Raw genomic sequence first — 19326 nt, 5'->3', positions numbered from 1 at the left:
CGGAAAAATGCAGTCAACCGCGTGCCTCCTCGACGGGGCCGCCCTCGTCCGGCGCCCCCGCTCGGTTCCGATCAGTACCACCGTCTAGCCCCGTCAGCTCCGCCTCGGCCTCGCGGCGCCCCTCCCGCGCTCCCTGCTGGAAGCCGGCGAGCTTGCGGCGCAGCGACTCCGCGTCCACGCCCTGGCGCACGCTCAGCGGCACGGGCTTCTGCGCCACGACCCTCGGCGTCCGCTTGGGCAGGCCCGTGCCGGTGACGGTGCCGGGGCCCCGGCCGGACTCAGGCCTCGCCTCGGAACGCAGGGGCTCGGGACGCAGGGGTTCGGGACGCAGGGGTTCGGGACGCAGTGCCTGCGGGCTCCGGGCCTCCGGGCTCCGGGCCTCCTGACGCGGAGCTTCGTGACGGAAGGTCTCCGGACGTGGAGGCTCCGGACGCAGCGGTTGCGGCCTCAGCGGCTCCGGGCGGTGGGCGCGCGGTGGCGGGGCGTCCTGGCGGGCGTGCCGGCCGAAGGGGGGCGGCTGTGGCTCGGCCCGGTCCGGGGCCGGCCTGCGCACCGTCGTGAGTTCGATGGTCCGGTCGTCCTGCCCGACCCACGGCGCGTGCCGCCGCGGACCCGGCACGGGCGCCGGCGCCGGCGTCGGCGCGGGCGCCGCGGGGTGTGGGGCACGGCTGGGCAGCGTGTGCGAGTTGGCCTCGGCGACCGCACCCGGCAGGCCGCCGTGGCCGGCCGTCCGCGCCGCTCCCGGGACGGGGGGCGCGGTGGCCGGGTCGGAGACGACCGGGGGCTCGGCCGACAGCAGGTGCCCGGGCAGCACCACCACGGCGGTGATGCCGCCCGGCCGCTGCTCGCGCAGCTGCACCCGTACGCCGTGCCGGGCGGCGAGGCGCGCGGCCACGTACAGGCCGAGGCCCATGACGGGCTCGCCCCGTTCCCCGCTGCGAGTGCGCTGCGGGTCCGGGTCGGCCTCCGCGAGCAGGGCGTTGAGCTCGTCCAGCCGCTCGGGGGCCATCCCGATGCCCTCGTCCTGGACGGAGAGCATCACCTCACCGTTCTCCAGCAGCCAGCCGGAGACCTGGACCTGGACGTCGGGCGGGGAGAAAGCGGTGGCGTTCTCCAGCAGCTCGGCCACCAGATGGCTCACGCCGTCCGCGGCGAAGCCCATGAGCTGGGCCCGCGCCGGGAGGGAGTGGATGCGCACCCTTTGATAGCGCTCGATCTCGCTGACGGCGGCCCGCAGGACGTCCAGCAGGGGTACGGCCCCGGCGTGCCCGCTACGGGGCTCGGCCCCGGCGAGGACCAGCAGGTTCTCGTTGTGGCGGCGCATGCGGGTGGCGAGGTGGTCGAGCGTGAAGAGCACCTCCAGGCGGTCGGGGTCCGCCTCGTGGGCCTCCATCGACTCGATGACGGTCAGCTGCTGCTCGACCAGCCCGAGCGTGCGCCGCGACAGGCTGACGAACGTGGCGTGCACCCGCCCGGAGAGCCCTGCCATGTGCTCGGTGAGCTCCTGGAACTTGCCGCGCAGCACGTCGCGCTCGTCGGCGAGGTCCTGCCGGGCCACGTCGAGGCGGTTGCGCTCGCCCTCCAGAAGGGCGATGCGCTCCCGCAGCCGCACGACCGTGCCGTGCAGCACATTGACCGACCGGGCGACCTCGGCGAACTCGTCGTCGCGGCCCTGGAAGGGGACCGGCTCCTTGGCCACCGGGTCTGCGCACACACGGCGCACGCCGAGCCGCAGGGCGGCGAGCGGCCGGGTCACGGAGCGGGTGCACTGGATGCCCGTGCCGAGCACGAGCAGGAAGGCCAGGACGGCGAGTGCGCCGCGCACCTCCAGGGCGGTGACGTCGTGGGCCCGCAGGGCCGCAAGGCGGGCCATCTCCTCCGTGGCCAGCCCGGTTTCCAGGCCGCGCATCCGGTCGATGCGGGCGGTCAGCTCCGCCCGCACCGGCCCGGGCCGCTCCACCTCCGCCGCCGTCGGCTGCGGCCTGACGATGAGCCGGGCCAGCCGGGCCTCGGCGGCGGTGACCTGGGGGCCGCTGACCGTACGGGCGTACTCCGCGCGCAGCCCGGCGGGGGCGAGCTGGCGGAAGTTGGCGAGCGAGGCCCGTTCGCGCAGGCCGGTCTGCTGGGCCGTCAGGGCGAGCTGCGCCTGTGTGCCGCGTGCTGCGAGAGCCGCCAGGAGCAGGCCGCGGGTGGCGGACGCCTCCTCGACGGCGCGCCCGAGCGCGGGCAGGGCCACCACCTCGCCCGGCTGGGCGCGCGAGGGCAGCCGCTGGGTGAGCCCGGCGGCGACGCCGTGCAGCGCCTGGATGGTGGCGGTGTACGCGGTGTAGGCCGCCACGGCGTCGACGGGCCCGGCCAGGGCGCGGCGGCGCACCTCGGGCAGGTCGTCGAGCCGCCGCCGCACGGACGCGGGCGCGCCCGGGCCGAACTCCGCGATCTGGCGGTCCACGCGTGTGCGCTGGTGCTCCGACACGCCGCCGGAGAAGGAGGGGGATCCGCCGCGGCCGCCGGCCACGTACTCGGTCATGGCGTCGCGCTCGTCGGCCAGGGCGTGGGCGAGCGCGACGGCGCCGCTGCCGGTCCTGGCGAGGGCGGCCAGGCGCCGGGAGTCACCGAGGTCGCGCATGGCGTCGGCGACTCCGAAGGCGCTCGCGCCGAGGACCACGAGGGAGACGACGGCGACGGAGGCGATGAGCCGGTTGCGTACGCGGGCGGTGCGCTCCGGCACTCCTGTGGTCTGCTGTTCGCGCTGGCCGCCGCGAAGCCGCTTCTTCCGCACCGGTGCTCGCAATCTGCTGTCGTCCGTGCCCCACCCTGGTGGCCCCTGGCTGGTGGCACCCACCGCATTCCCCCGGCAAGTGCTCCATCAGGTAAACCGCCCGGCGCGCCGGAAGGATGCGCGTCAACAGGCTCGGAAATTCGGGCATCCGGCACACTGGCCGCATGCGTATCGAACTCGCCGCTCAGCCCGGGGATCCGGGGCGTCCGAACGAGGACTTCGCATCCGTCGCTCTGCCCGCCTCGGGAGAGGGCGGCGTCCTCGTCCTGCTGGACGGCGTGACGCCGCCGCCGGACGGCGGGTCGGGCTGCTCGCACGGCGTTCCGTGGTTCACGGCCCGGCTCGGTGGCGCGCTGCTCGAACTTGTCGGCGGCCGACGGGAGCTGACGCTGGCGCAGTGCCTGTCGGCCGCCGTCCTGCGGACGGCCGACGCCCACCGGGTCACCTGCGACCTGGCCCACCGGCTCACCCCGCAGGCGACCGTCGTCGTGGCGCGCTGGGGTGCGGAGCGGGTGGAGCACCTGGTGCTGTCCGACTCCGTGCTGCTGATCGAGGGCGTGGACGGCACGGTGTCCGCCGTGCTGGACGACCGGATCGGCCGCCTGGCGGCACTCGGGCGGGTGACTGATGATCAGCGCAACGCCGAGGGGGGCTTCTTCACGGCGGCGGCCGATCCCGCCGTGTCCGCCCGCGCGATCACGGGCTCCACGGCGCGCGCGGACGTACGGGCGCTGGCCGCGCTCAGCGACGGCGCGTCCCGCTGGGTGGAGGTCTTCGGCGCGGGTGGCTGGGACGAGTGCTTCGCCCTCCTGGCGAAGGAGGGGCCGCGGGCCCTGATCGACCGGGTGCGCGGGGCGGAACGGGCGGACCCGGACGGGCTGGCCTTCCGGCGCGGGAAACCGCACGACGACGCGGCGGCCGTCTATGCCGAGCTGTAGACCCAGGCCCGCTCCGGGCCACGTACCCCACTCGGCGGCGGGCCGTGTGACGCCGGGTCACGCGAGGGCCCCCGCGCGGGGCCGCGGCCGCCCTCGCCCCGGGCCGCCCGCGGGACCCGGCTCAGGACTCGGCGCGCTCGTTCAGCTGGTGGAGCAGGCGGGCGAGCTCGGCGACCTCGGTACGGTCCCAGCCGGCGAGCTTGCTCATGTACTGGGCGCGGCGGGCGTCGCGCACGCGGGTGAAGCGGGCGCGGCCCTCCTCGGTGATCTGGACGAGGGAGGCGCGGCCGTCGGCGGGGTCCGGATCGCGGGTGACGAGGCCGAGTTCGTCCAGGGCGCGCAGCTGACGGCTCATGGTCGCCTTGCCGACGCCGAAGTAGGCGGCGAGGTCGGTGGCCCGCTGCTGGCCGGTCTCCTCAAGGCGGACGAGCAGCCCGTAGGCCGCCGGCTCCAGATCGGGATGGACTTCGCGGGCCAGTTCGCCGGAGGAGGCGCGGGCGCGGCGCAGGAAGACGGCCAGCTCTCGCTCCAGGGCGAGGAAGCCCTGGTCCACACCACTGCAGCCGACGCTCGGACCGCCCTCCTCGGGAGGCGGGGTACTGGTCTCGTGCACGGGGGGCCCTCTCCTGCTTTTTCAGCCGCTGAAAAATTCGTGCTGCCGCGGCGGGTAGCCGCAGCTCCGTCAGTATTTCGCAGGAGTAGACCAACGGCAGCACCCCGGGTCCCTATCGCGGGCCGCGTCTACGCCCGTAGCTTGATAAATGACATGGTCATACCAATGCGGTGACCGTTGAACTCCCCCGCACCCTCCCCCCACCATGGCCTCGGAGGCACCTCATGCCCGAGCACCACTCCGGCCCGGGCCGTCCGCATCCCCCCACAGCGGCGGCCTTCCTCCTCTCCCTGCTGACCGTACTCACCCTGCTCGTCTCCCTCCCCGGAACCGCCGCGGCGGTGGCCGGAAACAACAGCCGCCCGAGCCACCCCGAGCGCGACTGGATGGGCTCCACCGTCCGCTCCCACGAGGGCGACCGAGGCCCGGGAGCCAAGGGCTCGTCACTGCCCGGCCTCCCGGTCCCCGACCTCCCGCTGCCCGGCCTCCCGTCGGCCGGCCCCTCGCGGAGCACCACGGTCGAAGGCGTGGACGTCAGCAGCCACAACGGGAACGTCTCCTGGTCGAAGCTGTGGAACAGCGGCGTCAGATTCGCCTACACCAAGGCCACCGAGGGGACGAGCTACACCAACCCCTACTTCGCGCAGCAGTACAACGGCCCCTACAACGCCGGCATGATCCGGGGCTCGTACCACTTCGCGCTGCCGGGCAACTCCAGCGGAGCCGCGCAGGCCGACTTCTTCGTCGACCACGGCGGTGGCTGGACGGACGACGGCTGGACGCTGCCGGGCGTGCTCGACATGGAGTACAACCCCTACGGCGACACCTGCTACGGCATGGGCACGGGCAGGCTCATCGACTGGATCGGGGACTTCCTCGACACCTACCGGTCGCACACCGGGCGCGACGCGGTGATCTACACCTCGACCACCTGGTGGAAGAAGTGCACCGGCAACTACGGCGGCTTCGGCAAGTACAACCCGCTGTGGGTGCCGCGCTACGGCTCCTCCTCCGGTGAGCTCCCGGCCGGCTGGGGCTTCTACACCTTCTGGCAGTACACCGACACGGGCCCGACGGTCGGCGACCACGACCGCTTCAACGGCTCGTTCAGCAGGCTGAAGTCACTCGCGTACGGCTGACCGGGTCCACCCCGAAAGGACACCGGGCCCCCGGCACATCGGCGCCGGGGGCCCGGTTCGTTCACCTGAACGCGCCGGATCCGTCAGCCGCAGCTGCCCGCCGGGCGGTTGCGGGTGACCAGGTCCGTGTAGCCGGTGGTGCCGTCGATCCACACCACCTGCCGGCCGCCGGCCGCCGCGGCCCAGACCTGCTCGCCGCGGTTGCAGGAGACCCGCGCCCGCGAGGGGGTGGCGTCCGTGCCGAACTGCCACAGCTTGGCCATCGTCTCGTTGCGGTACGAGGAGTCCGGCAGCTGCGCGGAGACGGTCACCGCGTCGTCGGAGGCGGTGAGGTCGAAGGCGTACAGCGCGTCGGCGCCCTTCTCCTTGCTGATGTCGGCCGTGCCCGTGCCGTCGAGATTCGCACGCCGTACCGCCGTCTGGCCCTCGTCGACGACCTCGTCGGCGATCCAGTAGACGTGCTTGCCGGTGATGGCCGTCGCGCCGATGCCCTCGGGCGTGCCGAGCTGGTTCATCAGCTTCTTCTGGCCGGTCCTGAGGTCCAGGACCTCGACGCCCATCCGGTACGTGTCGCCCTCGGGGTAGATCTTGGCGTAGGCGAGCCGGTCACCGCTGAGGGACGGCTGGGCCGAACCCACCTCCTCGCGGCGGTCGTCCACCCAGGCCGGCTGCTTGTCGCCGGTGCGCAGGTAGCCCACGTGCCGGGAGCCGAGGCCGTCCGTCGCCTCGAAGGCCACCACCGCTCCGTCGACCCGCAGGCCGCGGACGGTGTCGGTGGTGCTGTGCAGCTTCTTGACCGGGCCGCCGGCCAGCGGCCGGGACAGCACGTCCGTGCCCGCGGGCCCGTAGGCCAGCCACACCACGCTCTTGCCGTCGGTGGCGGGCTCGATGTGGTAGCGCCCGTCGTTGGGGCTCATCAGCTTCGGGGCACCCTTGCCGTCCGTGCGGCCGGCGTAGACCGAGTAGGCCTCGGTGCCGTCGTCGTTGGACCTGGAGGTGGCCCACCAGCCGCCGCCCGCGCCCACGCCGGTGTCGGCTGTGTTGAGCCTGCCGAAGAGCAGGTCGGTGTCGACGCCGAGGGCCTGTTCCCAGTTGGGGACGATGCCATGGGCGTTGAAGGACCGCTTGACGGTGTTCAGGTCCTTGGCGGAGACCTTGAGGGCCTTGGCGGCGGCGATGACCGCGTTACGGCCCTCGGTGAAGCCGTCGAGCGGGGTCATGTACTCCGACAGCGCCTTGTAGGCGATCTTGTCGGCGAGGGTGCGGCCGACGTCCTCACGGATGTCCCACAGGGCGCCCGAGAAGATCGTGGAGTTCAGGTGGACGCCGCCGGAGTCGTTGGCGAAGCCGACGCCCAGGAAGTTCCTGGACGTCGTCGCACCGTCGTTGAGGTCGCGGAACGCGCACTCGCGCGGGGACTTCCTGCGGCACAGGTCGCCACCGAGCAGGCCCGCGTTCGGGTCGTCCATGGACATCCCGGCGGCGTCCACGGCGATGGCGTTGCCGAAGTAGTCGGCGATCGCCTCGTTGAGGGCGCCCGACTGGCCGGCGTAGACGAGGTTGGCGGTGTTCTCGACGACGCCGTGCGTCATCTCGTGGCCGACGACGTCGAGGTCGGCGGCGAGCGACTTGTACTCCTCGTCGCCCGAGCCGTACACCATCTTGGTGCCGTCCCAGAAGGCGTTGACGTACGGCATTCCGAAGTGGTCGACGCCGACGAGGGAGTTGACGGCCGTACCGCGGCCGTCCAGGCTGTCCCGGCCGTGCACCTTCTTGTAGTAGTCGTAGACCTTGCCGGCGGCCCAGTGCGCGTCGACCGCACCCGCCTCGGTGGCCTCCTTGGGGAACTGCGGCCCCTTGGAGCCGAATTCCTTGATCCCCTCGGGCCAGCGGCCGGACGTCTCCATGACGTCCTTGCCGCGCGCGTCCCAGGTGGCCAGCACGTTCTTGCTCGAGTCCCACATCCGCGAGGAGTCGCGCATGACGTACTCGCCGCGGGCGGTGTCGAAGTACAGGCCCAGCTCAACAGTGGTGCCGTCGTACTTGACACCGGACCCGGCGACCCCCGGGTGGCGGTCACCGGCCGCGGGCGCCTTGCCGTCGCCCGCCTGCCGGGCCGCCGTCTGCCCCGCCGCGGGCGCCTTGGCGGTGCCGAAGGTCTTGATGCTGCTGTACTGCAGGACCGGGAAGCCGGCCTTGGCGTCGATGTAGACCTCGCGCAGCACGGGCCGGCCGGTGGCGGGGTCCGAGCCGCGGACGGTGACGTGGTGGGCGAGTACCCCCGCGCCCTTGGGCAGCACGACCAGGCCGCGTGCCGTGCCGGTGAGCGACGCCGCCGCCTTGGTCTTCCCGCCCTGCGGGGTGGCGATGTCGTTCCTGCCCAGCTTCCTGCCGCCGATCCCCGCGAGCGTCGCACCGACGGCCCGCCGCACCGCCAGCTCCTCGCCGACCTCCGCCTTCGTGTCGGCCTTCAGGCCGGTGAAGTACGTGCCGGAGGTGCCGGTGACGACCCGTTTGCCGTCCTTCTTCTCCATCCGGACGACGTACTGGCCGCCCAGCACGTCGATGCCGTGGTGCTTCTGCTGAAGCCGCACCGTCTCCGACGCCCCGCTCGTGAGCGTCTGCAAGGGCTTCAGATCACGGCCCGGATCGGCGATGCGGTATCGGCTGTGCTTGTCCGCGAGGTGTCCGCGCGCCGCGTCGGCGGCGCTCCCGCCGGCCTTCGCGCCCTCCCGGATGCCGTCCACGAGGGAAGGGGTGGAGGTTCCCTTCCCCGGAATCACCTCGGCGGGGTCCGTGCCTTTCTGCGCCGCGAGCGCCTGAGCGGGCACCGTGGAGACGACAAGGGCGGCAGCGCCAATCAGCGCCGCCGCCCCTGCTATCCCGCTCTTCGCAGTCGGTCTTCCTGAACGAGCTCTGGGCTTACGCAAGGATTCCCCCTCCGTACGTGCCGGAACACCGGAACATCTTTGGTCGGGGGACATGCAACAGGCGTGCCGGGGACCGATCAATGGGGTGTGCGTTTCGGGGGGCGCCTTTCGGCCGAAAGGCGATGGGCGGGGTTGCGAAGGAACCGGAAGGGTGCGATCTACCTCCGCCCGGCGGGCGCCGCCGCGGCCGAGCCGACTACGCCTGTGCGCGCTTGAGCCCGCTCACGAACGGATCGCCGAAGTCGAGGGTTCGGTCGGTGCGGTATTCGCCGTCCTTGGGCTGCGTGTGCGCGTGGCACTGCCCGGTGTACGGGTCCGCGATCAGGTACACCGGAATCTCACCGGCGGCGTAGGCGGCCTTCTCGGCGGTCGTGGCCGCCGTCAGGGCCGGCTCCAGGACCTGACCGACGTCCGGGACCGGGTGGACGTCGAGCGTGCCTACATCGACTCAGTGCATTGCTCAATGCGTGCGGCCGTCCCGATGTCCCCGCCCCGCCCCCGCCCCCGCGTTCGCTGTGAGCGATCAAGCGGGGCGCTCGGTCGCGCCGCCCGGGAAGGACCGCCGGTAGTCCGTCGGCGTCACCCCGAAGTGCAGCGAGAAGTGCCGGCGCAGGTTCGCCCCCGTACCCAGCCCGCTCAGCTCGCTGATCCGCTCCACCGGCAGCGGCGTCGACTCCAGCAGCGACTGGGCGCGGGCGAGGCGCTGCGTGAGCAACCACTGCAGCGGCGTCGCGCCCGTGGCCGCCTGCAGCCGCCGGAAGAGGGTGCGCGGGCTCATCCCGGCCCGGCGGGCCAGGTCGCCGACGGTCAGCGGCCGGTCCAGGTGCGCGGTGGCCCACTGCAGGACGGGCGCGAGGCCGTCGTCGTCGGTGGCGGGCACGGACAGGTCGACGAACTGGGCCTGACCGCCGGGCCGGTGCGCGGGCACGACGAGGCGGCGGGCCAGCTGGTTGGCGACATGCGCGCCCAGGTCGCGGCGGACCAGGTGCAGGCACAGGTCGAGCCCGGCGGTGACCCCGGCGCTGGTGAGCACGTCGCCGTCGTCGACGTAGAGGACCGAGTCGTCGATGTCGACGCGGGGATGGCGCCGCGCGAGCTCCTCGGTGTGCATCCAGTGGGCGGTGGCGCGGCGGCCGTCGAGGATCCCGGCGGCCGCGAGCGCGAAGGCGCCCGCGCACAGGGACACCATGCGGGCGCCGGCATCGGCGGCCCGGCGCAGCGCGGTGAGGAGATCCGGGGGCAGCTCCCGGTCGCCGTCGATGCAGGCCTCCGGCACCGAGGGGATGATCACGGTGTCCGCGCCGGCCAGCCCGTCCAGGCCGTGCGGCGTACGCAGCGCGAAGCCGCCCGCACCGGCCGGCCCCTGCGCCCCGGTCGCTCCTGCCGAGCAGAGCCGCAGGTCGTACCAGGGATCGGCCAAATCGTGGTGCGGAATGCCGAAGACCGTGCAGACCACGCCCAGCTCGTACAGGTCCCAGAAGGGGACGTCGTCATCGATCACGACCACTGCCACGGAACCGGCGCTCATGGCGGCAGCCTATGGCAGGAATCTTTCGGTGCGTGTCACTCCTGCCACTGTCGGGGGCCGGCGGGCGGTGCGAGCGTGGTCCCACTTGATCAACAACGGGAGAAACCCTCATGACCCACGGGAGCAACCCCATGACTGCTGTCACCGTTCTCGGCCTCGGCCGGATGGGCTCCGCACTGGCGGACGCGTTCCTGGCCGCCGGCCACCCCACCACCGTCTGGAACCGCTCGGCCGCCAAGGCCGACGCCCTCGCCGCCCGGGGCGCCGTCCGCGCGCGGTCGCCCCGCGAGGCCGTCGCCGCGAGCGAGCTCGTCGTGGTCTGCGTGACGACCTACGACGCCGCCCACGCCGTTCTCGGCCCCGTCGCCGACGCCCTGGCGGGGCGCACGCTCGTCAACCTCACCTCCGGCTCGCCGGAGCAGGCCCGCGAGACGGCCGCGTGGGCCGCGGGGCATGGCGCCGGCTACCTCGACGGGGCGGTCATGACGACCCCGCCGGGCATCGGGAGCACCGAGTTCATGCTGCTGTGCAGCGGCTCGCCGGACGCCTTCGCCGCGCACCGGGACACGCTGGCGAGCCTGGCCGACCCGGTGGACCTCGGCGCCGACGCGGGGCTCGCCTCGCTGTACGACACGGCGCTGCTCGGCCTGATGTGGTCGGCGCTGAGCGGCTGGCTGCACGGCGCGGCGCTGACCGGCTCCGAGCAGGTGAGCGCGGCGGCGTTCACGCCGGTGGCGATCCGCTGGCTCACGGCCGTCACGGGCTTCATGAACACGTACGCGCCCCAGATCGACGCGGGCCGCTACCCGGGCGCCGACGCCACCCTCGACATCCACCTCGCGACGATGGACCACCTCGTGCACGCGAGCGAGGCCCGCGGCCTGGACGTCGAGCTGCCGGAGCTGCTGAAGGCGTTCACCGCCAAGGCCGTCGCGGCGGGTCACGGCGGCGACAGCTACGCCCGGCTGATCGAGGTCGTACGCGACGGGGGCCGGGCATGACGGCGCCCGCACCGGCAGCGGCACTGGCACCGGCACCGGCAGCGGCACTGGCACCGGCACCGACCGGCGACGGGCTCAGCACGGCCTCGTGGGCCGCGCTCGTGATCGCGGCGGCCGAGGAGTGCACGGCCCTTCTGGAGGCGGGCGCCGACGGGGACTGGTCGCGGCCCGCCGGGGGTCTCGACTGGTCCTGCCACGCCACCCTCGACCACCTGGCGCTCGGCCTCGTCGGCTACGCGGGGCTGCTGACCGCCAGGCCCACCGACCGCTACATCGCGCTGTTCGCCTCGCTGGACCCGGGCGCCCCGGTCTCAGCGCGACTGGAGGGCATCCGCATCGCGGCGTCGCTCCTCGCCGCCACCGTCCGCGGCGCGGGGCCGGGGGACCGGGCGTGGCACCCGTGGGGCCACGCCGACGGGCCCGGCTTCGCCGCCATGGGCGTGGTGGAGACCGTCGTCCACACCCACGACATCGCGCGGGGCCTCGGACTCGGCTGGAATCCGCCCGACGGGCTCTGCGCGCCCGCCGTCCGCCGGCTCTTCCCCGGCGCCCCGGACGGCCACGCCGCCGGCCGCACCCTCCTGTGGTGCACGGGGCGGGACATACTGCCGGGGCAGCCACGGCGGCAACAGTGGCAGTGGGACGGCAGCGTCCGCTGAGGCGGCAGCGCCCGCCGCGTCGTCGGGCCGGGCCGTCCGGCGGGCGCCCTCGCGGACGAGCGGCAGGCAGGCCAGCCCCGTCAGGAGGGCGATGGGGTGGCCCCAGCTGGAGAGCGGGTCGACGAGCTCGATCAGGTCCTGGGCGCACATCGCGCCGGCCACGCCCAGCAGGGCCCACTTGCCGCCCGGCCGCAGCAGCCCGGACAGGGCGCCGACGCAGGCCATCAGGCCGAAGCTGATGCCGTAGTCGAGGCGGTGCAGCGCGGCCTCCGGCAGCTGCCCGGCCGCGACTGCGCCCGCCACGGGCAGTTCCGTGGCCAGCGTGGCCAGGACGTGCCCGAGGAGGAAGACCCCGGCCGTGCGGGCCCCGCCGACGCGGCGCTCCAGCGCGGTGAGGACGAACACGAAGGCCACGCCGTACGCGGAGTACAGGCCGCCCGCGACCCACAGCGCACTGGCGAGCAGGACGAACAGCGGGCTCTCGGCGAGATGCGCCGCGTCCGTGCTGGAGTCGCGGAGCAGCTGGGCGACCGTGGCCTCGTCGCCGAGGTCGGCGTAGACGGCGGTGCCGAGCAGGATCAGGGCGTAGACGAAGGTGAAGGGCGTCCCGGCCGGCGTGGGCAGCAGCCGGCGGAGCGCTGCGAGCGCACGGCGGGCGCGGCCCGCGGGGGCAGCGGGCACCGCGTCGGCGTTCACGTCGGCGTCAACCGGACTCACTCGGCCAAGCCCCTTTCCGCACACTTACCGGGCTCTCCGGGCAGCCGTTCCCGCCCGTCCGCACGAGAACATTAAGGTGCACGAGCAGCCGCCGAATCAACCTCTGGCCGTGACTCCGGTCACCCTTGTCAACCTCTTGACGCGGTGCCGCGTCGGCCGGGTGACCGACGACTTCAGGAGGACCGCATGACTGTCCCGAGTGTCCGGTACGGCGATGACCGCCATGACGAGGAACCGTCCGGTCCGGTGCGGCACGGCGCCGGCGAGGCGCCCGTCGTCGTCGAGCGGCGCGACGGTCCGCACGGCGAGGTCGTGCTGCGGCGGCGGGGAGCGCACTACGAGATCATCGCCAACGGCTGCTTCCTGATGGACACCGCCGACGGCCGCTCCGAGCGCCTGCTCGCCGACGCCGCCCTCGCCGCGCTGCCCATGGACCGCCCGGCGCCGTCCGTGCTGATCGGGGGCCTCGGCGTCGGCTTCTCACTCGCCAGGGCGGCCGCCGAACCGCGCTGGGGCCGGATCACGGTCGTCGAACGCGAGGGCGCGGTCATCGACTGGCACCGCACCGGCCCGCTGGCCGCGATCTCGGGGCAGGCGCTGGCCGACGCCCGCACCGACATCGTCCACGCCGACCTCGTCGCGTACGTGCACGGGCCCGGACCCCGTTACGACGCGCTCTGCCTCGACATCGACAACGGCCCCGCCTGGACCGTCACCGACGGCAACGCCGGCCTGTACTCCCCCGCCGGCCTCGCGGCCTGCCGGGCGCGCCTGACGCCCGGCGGCGTACTCGCCGTCTGGTCCGCGCAACCCTCCCCCGCATTCGAACAAGCCCTCCGGAATGCCGGATTCGCCGGGGTAATTACTGAAGAGATCACCGTTGCCCGAGGCGTCCCCGACGTCGTCCACCTCGGCATCTGTGCCGCGTAGCCGAGCTGCGCCGGGTGCCCGTACCCTGCCTTGCACACCTGCAGGACTGGTAGCGAAAGCGCTACGGGAAGACGCTAGGGGCGGGCGCATGGAGCAGACACACATCGGCCCGAGCGGCGCCGCAGCCTCTGCGGGGGCACAGCGCCGGGTACTGATCGTCGAGGACGACAGGACGATCACCGACGCCATCGCGGCCCGACTGCGGGCCGAGGGATTTCACGTACGTACCGCCGGGGACGGGCCCTCGGCCGTCGACACGGCGGAGGCGTGGCAGCCGGACCTGCTGGTCCTGGACGTCATGCTGCCCGGCTTCGACGGCCTGGAGGTCTGCCGCAGAGTGCAGGCCCAGCGGCCGGTGCCGGTACTGATGCTGACCGCGCGCGACGACGAGACCGACATGCTGGTCGGGCTGGGCGTCGGGGCGGACGACTACATGACCAAGCCGTTCTCGATGCGCGAGCTGGCGGCCCGGGTGCACGTCCTGCTGCGCCGGGTGGAGCGGGCGACGCTGGCCGCGCACACGCCGCGCAGCGGCATCCTGCGTCTGGGGGAACTGGAGATCGACCACGCGCAGCGAAGAGTGCGGGTGCGCGGCGCGGACGTGCACCTGACGCCGACCGAGTTCGACCTGCTGGTCTGCCTGGCCAACACCCCACGGGCGGTCCTCTCCCGCGAGCAGCTGCTGGCCGAGGTGTGGGACTGGGCCGACGCCTCCGGCACCCGGACCGTGGACAGCCACATCAAGGCGCTGCGCCGGAAGATCGGCGCCGAGCGGATCCGCACGGTCCACGGTGTCGGCTACGCACTGGAGACCCCGGCGGCATGACCGGTTCCCTGTCCGGCGACGAGCCGCCGCCGCCGAGCCTGCGCGCCCGCGTCTGGGAGGCCCTGCGCCCGCTGGACCCGTACCGCTCGGTGAAGGCGGCGCTGGGCGCGCTCGTCATCGGTTCCGTGGTGATCACGACCCTGCTGGTCTTCGTCGCCCTGCACTCGGCGACCGAGATCCGGGTGATCACCGTCTTCTCGATCATCGCGTCGCTGCTGATCACCCAGTTCGTCGCGCACGGCGTGACGGCTCCGCTGGACGAGATGACCGAGGTCACCCGTTCGATGGCACAGGGGGACTACACCCGGCGGGTGCGGGCCGCACGGCGGGACGAGTTCGGCGACCTGGCCATCGCCTTCAACCGGATGGCGGCGGATCTGCAGGCGGTGGACACCCACCGCAAGGAGCTGGTCGCCAATGTCTCGCACGAGCTGCGCACCCCCATCGCGGGGCTGCGGGCCGTGCTGGAGAACGTGGTGGACGGGGTCTCCGCCGCCGACCCGGAGACGATGCGCACCGCGCTGCGCCAGACCGAACGGCTGGGCCGTCTGGTGGAGCAGCTGCTGGACCTCTCCCGGCTGGACAACGGTGTGGTGCCGCTGCGCGCCCGGCGCTTCGAGGTGTGGCCCTACCTGGCCGGCGTCCTGAAGGAGGCGAGCATGGCCTGCGGCAGCGGCTCGTCCCCGCGCGCCCGCAAGGACGTCCATCTGCACCTGGACGTCTCCCCGCCGGAGCTGACCGCGCACGCGGACGCCGAACGGCTGCACCAGGTGGTCGCCAATCTGGTGGACAACGCCGTCAAGCACAGCCCCCCGCACGGCCGGGTGACCGTACGCGCGCGCCGGGGCGAGGGAGCGCAGTCGCTGGCCCTGGAGGTCCTCGACGAGGGGCCCGGCATCCCGGAGGCCGAGCGGCACCGGGTCTTCGAGCGCTTCAACCGTGGCCCGTACGGACCGCAGGGGCCGGGCAGCGACGGCGGTACGGGCCTGGGCCTGGCCATCGCGCGCTGGGCGGTCGACCTGCACGGCGGGAGCATCGGGGTGGCCGAGTCACCGCGGGGCTGCCGCATCCGGGTCACTCTTCCGGGCGGACCTTGAGATCAGACTTGACGTAGGGTCGGTGGCGGGAGCACACATCCAACCGGGTGCTGGGGCAGGCTTCGGCGAACCCGGGAGAGTCCGGGAGGCACGGAACCTCCGGCTTTTCCCGGCTGGCCATGCCCCGAAACCCGAGGCAGAGTGTGACTTAGGCGACGACTGGCCCGGGTGGCCTGCATCTAAGGTCCCGACAGGCGTAGCCTTTATTCCCGCTGTCCACCACCTTAGGAAGCGGAAGAGGGCGGTTGCCGCCGTGTCGCCACAGTCCCCCAACACCTCGAGCGTCTCGACCGAGCAGGAGGGGCAGGGCAAGAGCCCTGCCGACGTGTTCGGTCCCAATGAGTGGCTCGTCGACGAGATCTACCAGCAGTACCTCCAGGACCCGAACTCGGTCGACCGAGCCTGGTGGGACTTCTTCGCCGACTACAAGCCGGGCTCTGCGGCGGCCGCGCCGCCGCAGCCGGTGACCGGGGGCCAAGCCCCCGGAGCTCCCGCTGCGCCCGCGCAGCCCGCCGCGGCGGCTCCGGCCGCCGCGCAGCCGAGCGCGGCCCCGGCCGCCCCGGCGCAGGCCCCGGCCGCTCCCGCGAAGGCGGCCCCGGCCGCCCCGCCGGCGGCGAAGCCCGTGGCCAAGACTCCGGTCGCCAAGCCGGTGCCCGCCGCCAAGCCGGCCGAGCCGGCCGCCGGCCCGGAGCTGGTGACGCTGCGCGGTCCCTCCGCCGCGGTCGCCAGGAACATGAACGCCTCGCTGGAGCTGCCCACGGCCACGTCCGTGCGCGCCGTCCCGGTGAAGCTGCTGTTCGACAACCGCATCGTCATCAACAACCACCTGCAGCGCGCCCGCGGTGGCAAGGTCTCCTTCACGCACCTCATCGGCTTCGCCATGGTGCAGGCGCTGAAGCTGATGCCGTCGATGAACCACTCCTTCACGGAGAAGGACGGCAAGCCGACCCTCGTCAAGCCCGAGCACGTCAACCTCGGCCTGGCGATCGACCTGGTCAAGCCGAACGGCGACCGTCAGCTCGTGGTCGCGGCCATCAAGAAGGCCGAGACCCTCAACTTCTTCGAGTTCTGGCAGGCGTACGAGGACATCGTCCGCCGCGCCCGGAACAACAAGCTGACGATGGACGACTTCACCGGGGTCACCGCGTCGCTGACCAACCCCGGCGGCATCGGCACGGTCCACTCCGTGCCGCGTCTGATGCCCGGCCAGGGTCTGATCATCGGCGTGGGCGCCATGGACTACCCGGCCGAGTTCCAGGGCACCTCGCAGGACGCCCTGAACAAGCTGGGCATCTCCAAGGTCATGACGCTGACCTCGACGTACGACCACCGCGTGATCCAGGGCGCCGCCTCCGGCGAGTTCCTGCGGATCATGAACCAGCTGCTGCTGGGCGAGAACGGCTTCTACGACGAGATCTTCGAGGCGCTGCGGATCCCCTACGAGCCGATCCGCTGGCTCAAGGACATCGACGCCTCGCACGACGACGACGTCACCAAGGCCGCCCGCGTCTTCGAGCTGATCCACTCCTACCGGGTCCGCGGCCACGTCATGGCCGACACCGACCCGCTGGAGTACCGCCAGCGCAAGCACCCCGACCTGGACATCACCGAGCACGGCCTCACCCTGTGGGACCTGGAGCGGTCGTTCGCGGTCGGCGGCTTCGCCGGCAAGTCGCTGATGAAGCTGCGCGACATCCTGGGCGTGCTGCGCGACTCGTACTGCCGCACCACCGGCATCGAGTTCATGCACATCCAGGACCCCAAGCAGCGCAAGTGGATCCAGGACCGGGTCGAGCGCGGGCACTCCAAGCCCGAGCGCGAAGAGCAGCTGCGCATCCTGCGCCGGCTGAACGCTGCTGAGGCGTTCGAGACGTTCCTGCAGACGAAGTACGTCGGCCAGAAGCGGTTCTCGCTGGAGGGCGGCGAGTCCGTCATCCCGCTGCTCGACGCCGTGCTGGACGCGGCCGCCGAGGCCCGCCTGGACGAGTGCGTGATCGGCATGGCCCACCGCGGCCGCCTCAACGTCCTCGCCAACATCGTCGGCAAGTCCTACGCGCAGATCTTCCGCGAGTTCGAGGGCAACCTCGACCCGAAGTCGATGCACGGCTCCGGCGACGTGAAGTACCACCTGGGTGCCGAGGGCGTCTTCACCGGCCTGGACGGCGAGCAGATCAACGTCTCGCTGGCCGCCAACCCCTCCCACCTGGAGACGGTCGACCCGGTCGTCGAGGGCATCGCCCGCGCCAAGCAGGACATCATCGGCAAGGCCGGCACGGACTTCACCGTCCTGCCGATCCAGCTGCACGGTGACGCGGCCTTCGCGGGCCAGGGCGTGGTCGCGGAGACGCTGAACATGTCGCAGCTGCGCGGCTACCGCACCGGCGGCACCGTGCACATCGTCATCAACAACCAGGTCGGCTTCACCGCGCCGCCGGAGTCCTCGCGCTCGTCGATGTACTGCACCGACGTCGCCCGGATGATCGAGGCGCCGATCTTCCATGTGAACGGTGACGACCCGGAGGCCGTGGTCCGCGTCGCGCGGCTGGCCTTCGAGTTCCGCCAGGCGTTCAACAAGGACGTCGTCATCGACCTGATCTGCTACCGCCGCCGCGGCCACAACGAGTCCGACAACCCGGGCTTCACCCAGCCGCTGATGTACGACCTGATCGACAAGAAGCGCTCGGTGCGCAAGCTCTACACCGAGTCCCTCATCGGTCGTGGCGACATCACGCTGGAAGAGGCCGAGCAGGCGCTGCAGGACTACCAGGGCCAGCTGGAGAAGGTCTTCATGGAGGTCCGGGAGGCCAACACGGTCCCGGTCCCCGCCGAGGTCCCGGTCCCGAAGGCCGAGTTCCCGGTGCCGGTGGAGACCGCGATCTCCCAGGAGGTCATCAAGAGGATCGCCGAGTCGCAGGTCAACCTGCCCGAGGGCGTCACCGTGCACCCGCGTCTGCTGCCGCAGCTGCAGCGCCGCGCCTCCAGCGTCGAGGACGGCACCATCGACTGGGGCATGGGCGAGACCCTCGCCTTCGGCTCCCTGCTGATGGAGGGCACCCCGGTCCGGCTCGCCGGCCAGGACTCCCGCCGCGGCACCTTCGGCCAGCGCCACGCGGTGCTCGTCGACCGGGAGACCGGCGAGGACTTCACCCCGCTGCTGTACCTGTCCGAGGACCAGGCCCGTTACAACGTCTACGACTCGCTGCTCAGCGAGTACGCGGCGATGGGCTTCGAGTACGGCTACTCGCTGGCCCGCCCGGACGCGCTGGTGCTGTGGGAGGCGCAGTTCGGTGACTTCGTCAACGGTGCCCAGAGCATCGTCGACGAGTTCATCTCCTCCTCCGAGCAGAAGTGGAACCAGACCTCTGGTGTCACCCTGCTGCTGCCGCACGGCTACGAGGGCCAGGGCCCGGACCACTCCTCGGCCCGTGTCGAGCGCTTCCTCCAGCTCTGCGCGCAGAACAACATGACGGTCGCCATGCCGACGCTGCCGTCGAACTACTTCCACCTGCTGCGCTGGCAGGTCCACAACCCGCACCACAAGCCGCTGATCGTCTTCACCCCGAAGTCGATGCTGCGTCTGAAGGCCGCGGCGTCGAAGGCGGAGGAGTTCACCACCGGCGGCTTCCGCCCGGTGATCGGTGACGACAAGGTCCAGGCGAACGACGTCCGCAAGGTCGTCTTCTGTGCCGGCAAGGTCTACTACGACCTCGTCGCCGAGCGGGACAAGCGCGGCACGACCGACACCGCCCTGATCCGTCTTGAGCGCCTGTACCCGCTGCCGGGTGCGGAGATCCAGGCGGAGATCGCCAAGTTCCCGAACGCCGAGAAGTACATCTGGGCGCAGGAGGAGCCGGCGAACCAGGGTGCGTGGCCGTTCATCGCGCTCAACCTGATCGACCACCTGGACCTGGCCGTGGGCGCCGACATCCCGGCCCGCGAGCGACTGCGCCGGATCTCCCGGTCGCACTCCTCCTCCCCGGCGGTCGGCTCGGCCAAGCGCCACCAGGCGGAGCAGCAGGCACTGGTCGCCGAGGTCTTCGACGCCTGACCTCGCGTGATCCGGTAGTACGACGGCTCCGGGCCCCCACCGTTTCGACGGTGGGGGCCCGGAGCCGTTTGCTGCACACGGAGCCGGAGGGGGCCGCGCCCCGGGCGTGTCCCGGCCGCCG

General features: G+C 72.6%; 13 protein-coding genes and 1 pseudogene. 8 read left to right on the top strand and 6 right to left on the bottom strand.

From position 1 onward, the window contains the following. Window positions 1-13 precede the first annotated feature (13 nt). On the bottom strand, window positions 14-2791 hold the full coding sequence (locus AB0F13_RS03040) for a nitrate- and nitrite sensing domain-containing protein (RefSeq protein WP_362074110.1): 2778 nt from the start codon (window positions 2789-2791) through the stop codon (window positions 14-16). A 152-nt stretch (window positions 2792-2943) separates the two neighbouring features. Here AB0F13_RS03040 and AB0F13_RS03035 point away from each other — a divergent pair, with 152 nt between their 5' ends. Then, window positions 2944-3717, top strand: coding sequence for a hypothetical protein (locus tag AB0F13_RS03035; RefSeq protein ID WP_362074107.1), 774 nt, complete (start codon window positions 2944-2946; stop codon window positions 3715-3717). Between the two features lie 121 nt (window positions 3718-3838). Here AB0F13_RS03035 and AB0F13_RS03030 read toward each other — a convergent pair whose 3' ends face one another. After that, the gene (locus AB0F13_RS03030; RefSeq protein WP_362074104.1) at window positions 3839-4330 is read right to left on the bottom strand and encodes a MarR family transcriptional regulator; all 492 of its coding nucleotides are present in this window, start codon (window positions 4328-4330) and stop codon (window positions 3839-3841) included. Window positions 4331-4554: 224 nt separating this feature from the next. Here AB0F13_RS03030 and AB0F13_RS03025 point away from each other — a divergent pair, with 224 nt between their 5' ends. Continuing rightward, window positions 4555-5469 carry a lysozyme gene (locus tag AB0F13_RS03025; RefSeq protein WP_362074101.1) on the top strand — a complete coding sequence of 305 codons (915 nt, stop codon included), beginning with the start codon at window positions 4555-4557 and terminating at the stop codon, window positions 5467-5469. Window positions 5470-5552: 83 nt separating this feature from the next. Here the strand turns inward: AB0F13_RS03025 and AB0F13_RS03020 are convergent, their stop codons facing one another. From AB0F13_RS03020 to AB0F13_RS03010, 3 genes are all read right to left on the bottom strand, one after another. Further along, a complete protein-coding gene (locus AB0F13_RS03020) occupies window positions 5553-8453 on the bottom strand; it encodes a M4 family metallopeptidase (RefSeq protein WP_362074098.1) in 2901 nt (966 codons plus the stop codon). Between the two features lie 142 nt (window positions 8454-8595). Then, window positions 8596-8730 (bottom strand): hypothetical protein, encoded by a 135-nt coding sequence (locus tag AB0F13_RS03015; protein ID WP_362074095.1) that lies wholly within the window; start codon window positions 8728-8730, stop codon window positions 8596-8598. A 192-nt stretch (window positions 8731-8922) separates the two neighbouring features. Next, window positions 8923-9927 carry a helix-turn-helix domain-containing protein gene (locus AB0F13_RS03010; RefSeq protein WP_362074092.1) on the bottom strand — a complete coding sequence of 335 codons (1005 nt, stop codon included), beginning with the start codon at window positions 9925-9927 and terminating at the stop codon, window positions 8923-8925. A gap of 131 nt (window positions 9928-10058) precedes the next feature. Between AB0F13_RS03010 and AB0F13_RS03005 the strand changes: the two genes are divergently transcribed. Both AB0F13_RS03005 and AB0F13_RS03000 read left to right on the top strand, forming a co-directional pair. Next, window positions 10059-10928 carry an NAD(P)-binding domain-containing protein gene (locus AB0F13_RS03005; RefSeq protein ID WP_362074089.1) on the top strand — a complete coding sequence of 290 codons (870 nt, stop codon included), beginning with the start codon at window positions 10059-10061 and terminating at the stop codon, window positions 10926-10928. After that, window positions 10925-11344: pseudogene (locus tag AB0F13_RS03000) on the top strand (hypothetical protein); the annotation flags it as partial. The gene AB0F13_RS03005 and the pseudogene AB0F13_RS03000, both read left to right, overlap by 4 nt. Here the strand turns inward: AB0F13_RS03000 and AB0F13_RS02995 are convergent. Continuing rightward, window positions 11240-12268, bottom strand: a complete 1029-nt coding sequence (locus AB0F13_RS02995) for a rhomboid-like protein (RefSeq protein WP_362074507.1) — start codon at window positions 12266-12268, stop codon at window positions 11240-11242. The pseudogene AB0F13_RS03000 and the gene AB0F13_RS02995 sit on opposite strands and share 105 nt — an antisense overlap. Window positions 12269-12490: 222 nt before the next feature. Here AB0F13_RS02995 and AB0F13_RS02990 point away from each other — a divergent pair, with 222 nt between their 5' ends. From AB0F13_RS02990 to AB0F13_RS02975, 4 genes are all read left to right on the top strand, one after another. After that, window positions 12491-13234: a spermidine synthase gene (locus AB0F13_RS02990; RefSeq protein WP_362074086.1), complete on the top strand. Its 744-nt coding sequence runs from the start codon at window positions 12491-12493 to the stop codon at window positions 13232-13234. 88 nt (window positions 13235-13322) lie between these two features. Beyond that, the gene (locus AB0F13_RS02985; protein ID WP_362074083.1) at window positions 13323-14060 is read left to right on the top strand and encodes a response regulator transcription factor; all 738 of its coding nucleotides are present in this window, start codon (window positions 13323-13325) and stop codon (window positions 14058-14060) included. Continuing rightward, a complete protein-coding gene (locus AB0F13_RS02980; protein ID WP_362074079.1) occupies window positions 14057-15157 on the top strand; it encodes a HAMP domain-containing sensor histidine kinase in 1101 nt (366 codons plus the stop codon). The genes AB0F13_RS02985 and AB0F13_RS02980 overlap by 4 nt, the downstream gene beginning before the upstream one ends. Before the next feature lie 253 nt (window positions 15158-15410). After that, window positions 15411-19205 (top strand): multifunctional oxoglutarate decarboxylase/oxoglutarate dehydrogenase thiamine pyrophosphate-binding subunit/dihydrolipoyllysine-residue succinyltransferase subunit, encoded by a 3795-nt coding sequence (locus AB0F13_RS02975; protein ID WP_362074076.1) that lies wholly within the window; start codon window positions 15411-15413, stop codon window positions 19203-19205. Window positions 19206-19326 lie beyond the last annotated feature (121 nt).

The sequence above is a fragment of the Streptomyces sp. NPDC026206 genome (assembly GCF_040638465.1).
Lineage (GTDB): Bacteria > Actinomycetota > Actinomycetes > Streptomycetales > Streptomycetaceae > Streptomyces.
Note: the sequence above shows the minus strand (reverse complement) of the source record. Positions and strands in the feature narration are given on the sequence as shown.

Coding starts and splice junctions, on each gene's coding strand:
- AB0F13_RS03035 (WP_362074107.1), top strand. CDS start 2,944: ATGCGTATCGAACTCGCCGCTCAGCCCGGGGATCCGGGGCGTCCGAAC.
- AB0F13_RS03025 (WP_362074101.1), top strand. CDS start 4,555: ATGCCCGAGCACCACTCCGGCCCGGGCCGTCCGCATCCCCCCACAGCG.
- AB0F13_RS03020 (WP_362074098.1), bottom strand. CDS start 8,453: ATGTCCCCCGACCAAAGATGTTCCGGTGTTCCGGCACGTACGGAGGGG.
- AB0F13_RS03010 (WP_362074092.1), bottom strand. CDS start 9,927: ATGAGCGCCGGTTCCGTGGCAGTGGTCGTGATCGATGACGACGTCCCC.
- AB0F13_RS03005 (WP_362074089.1), top strand. CDS start 10,059: ATGACTGCTGTCACCGTTCTCGGCCTCGGCCGGATGGGCTCCGCACTG.
- AB0F13_RS02990 (WP_362074086.1), top strand. CDS start 12,491: ATGACTGTCCCGAGTGTCCGGTACGGCGATGACCGCCATGACGAGGAA.
- AB0F13_RS02985 (WP_362074083.1), top strand. CDS start 13,323: ATGGAGCAGACACACATCGGCCCGAGCGGCGCCGCAGCCTCTGCGGGG.
- AB0F13_RS02980 (WP_362074079.1), top strand. CDS start 14,057: ATGACCGGTTCCCTGTCCGGCGACGAGCCGCCGCCGCCGAGCCTGCGC.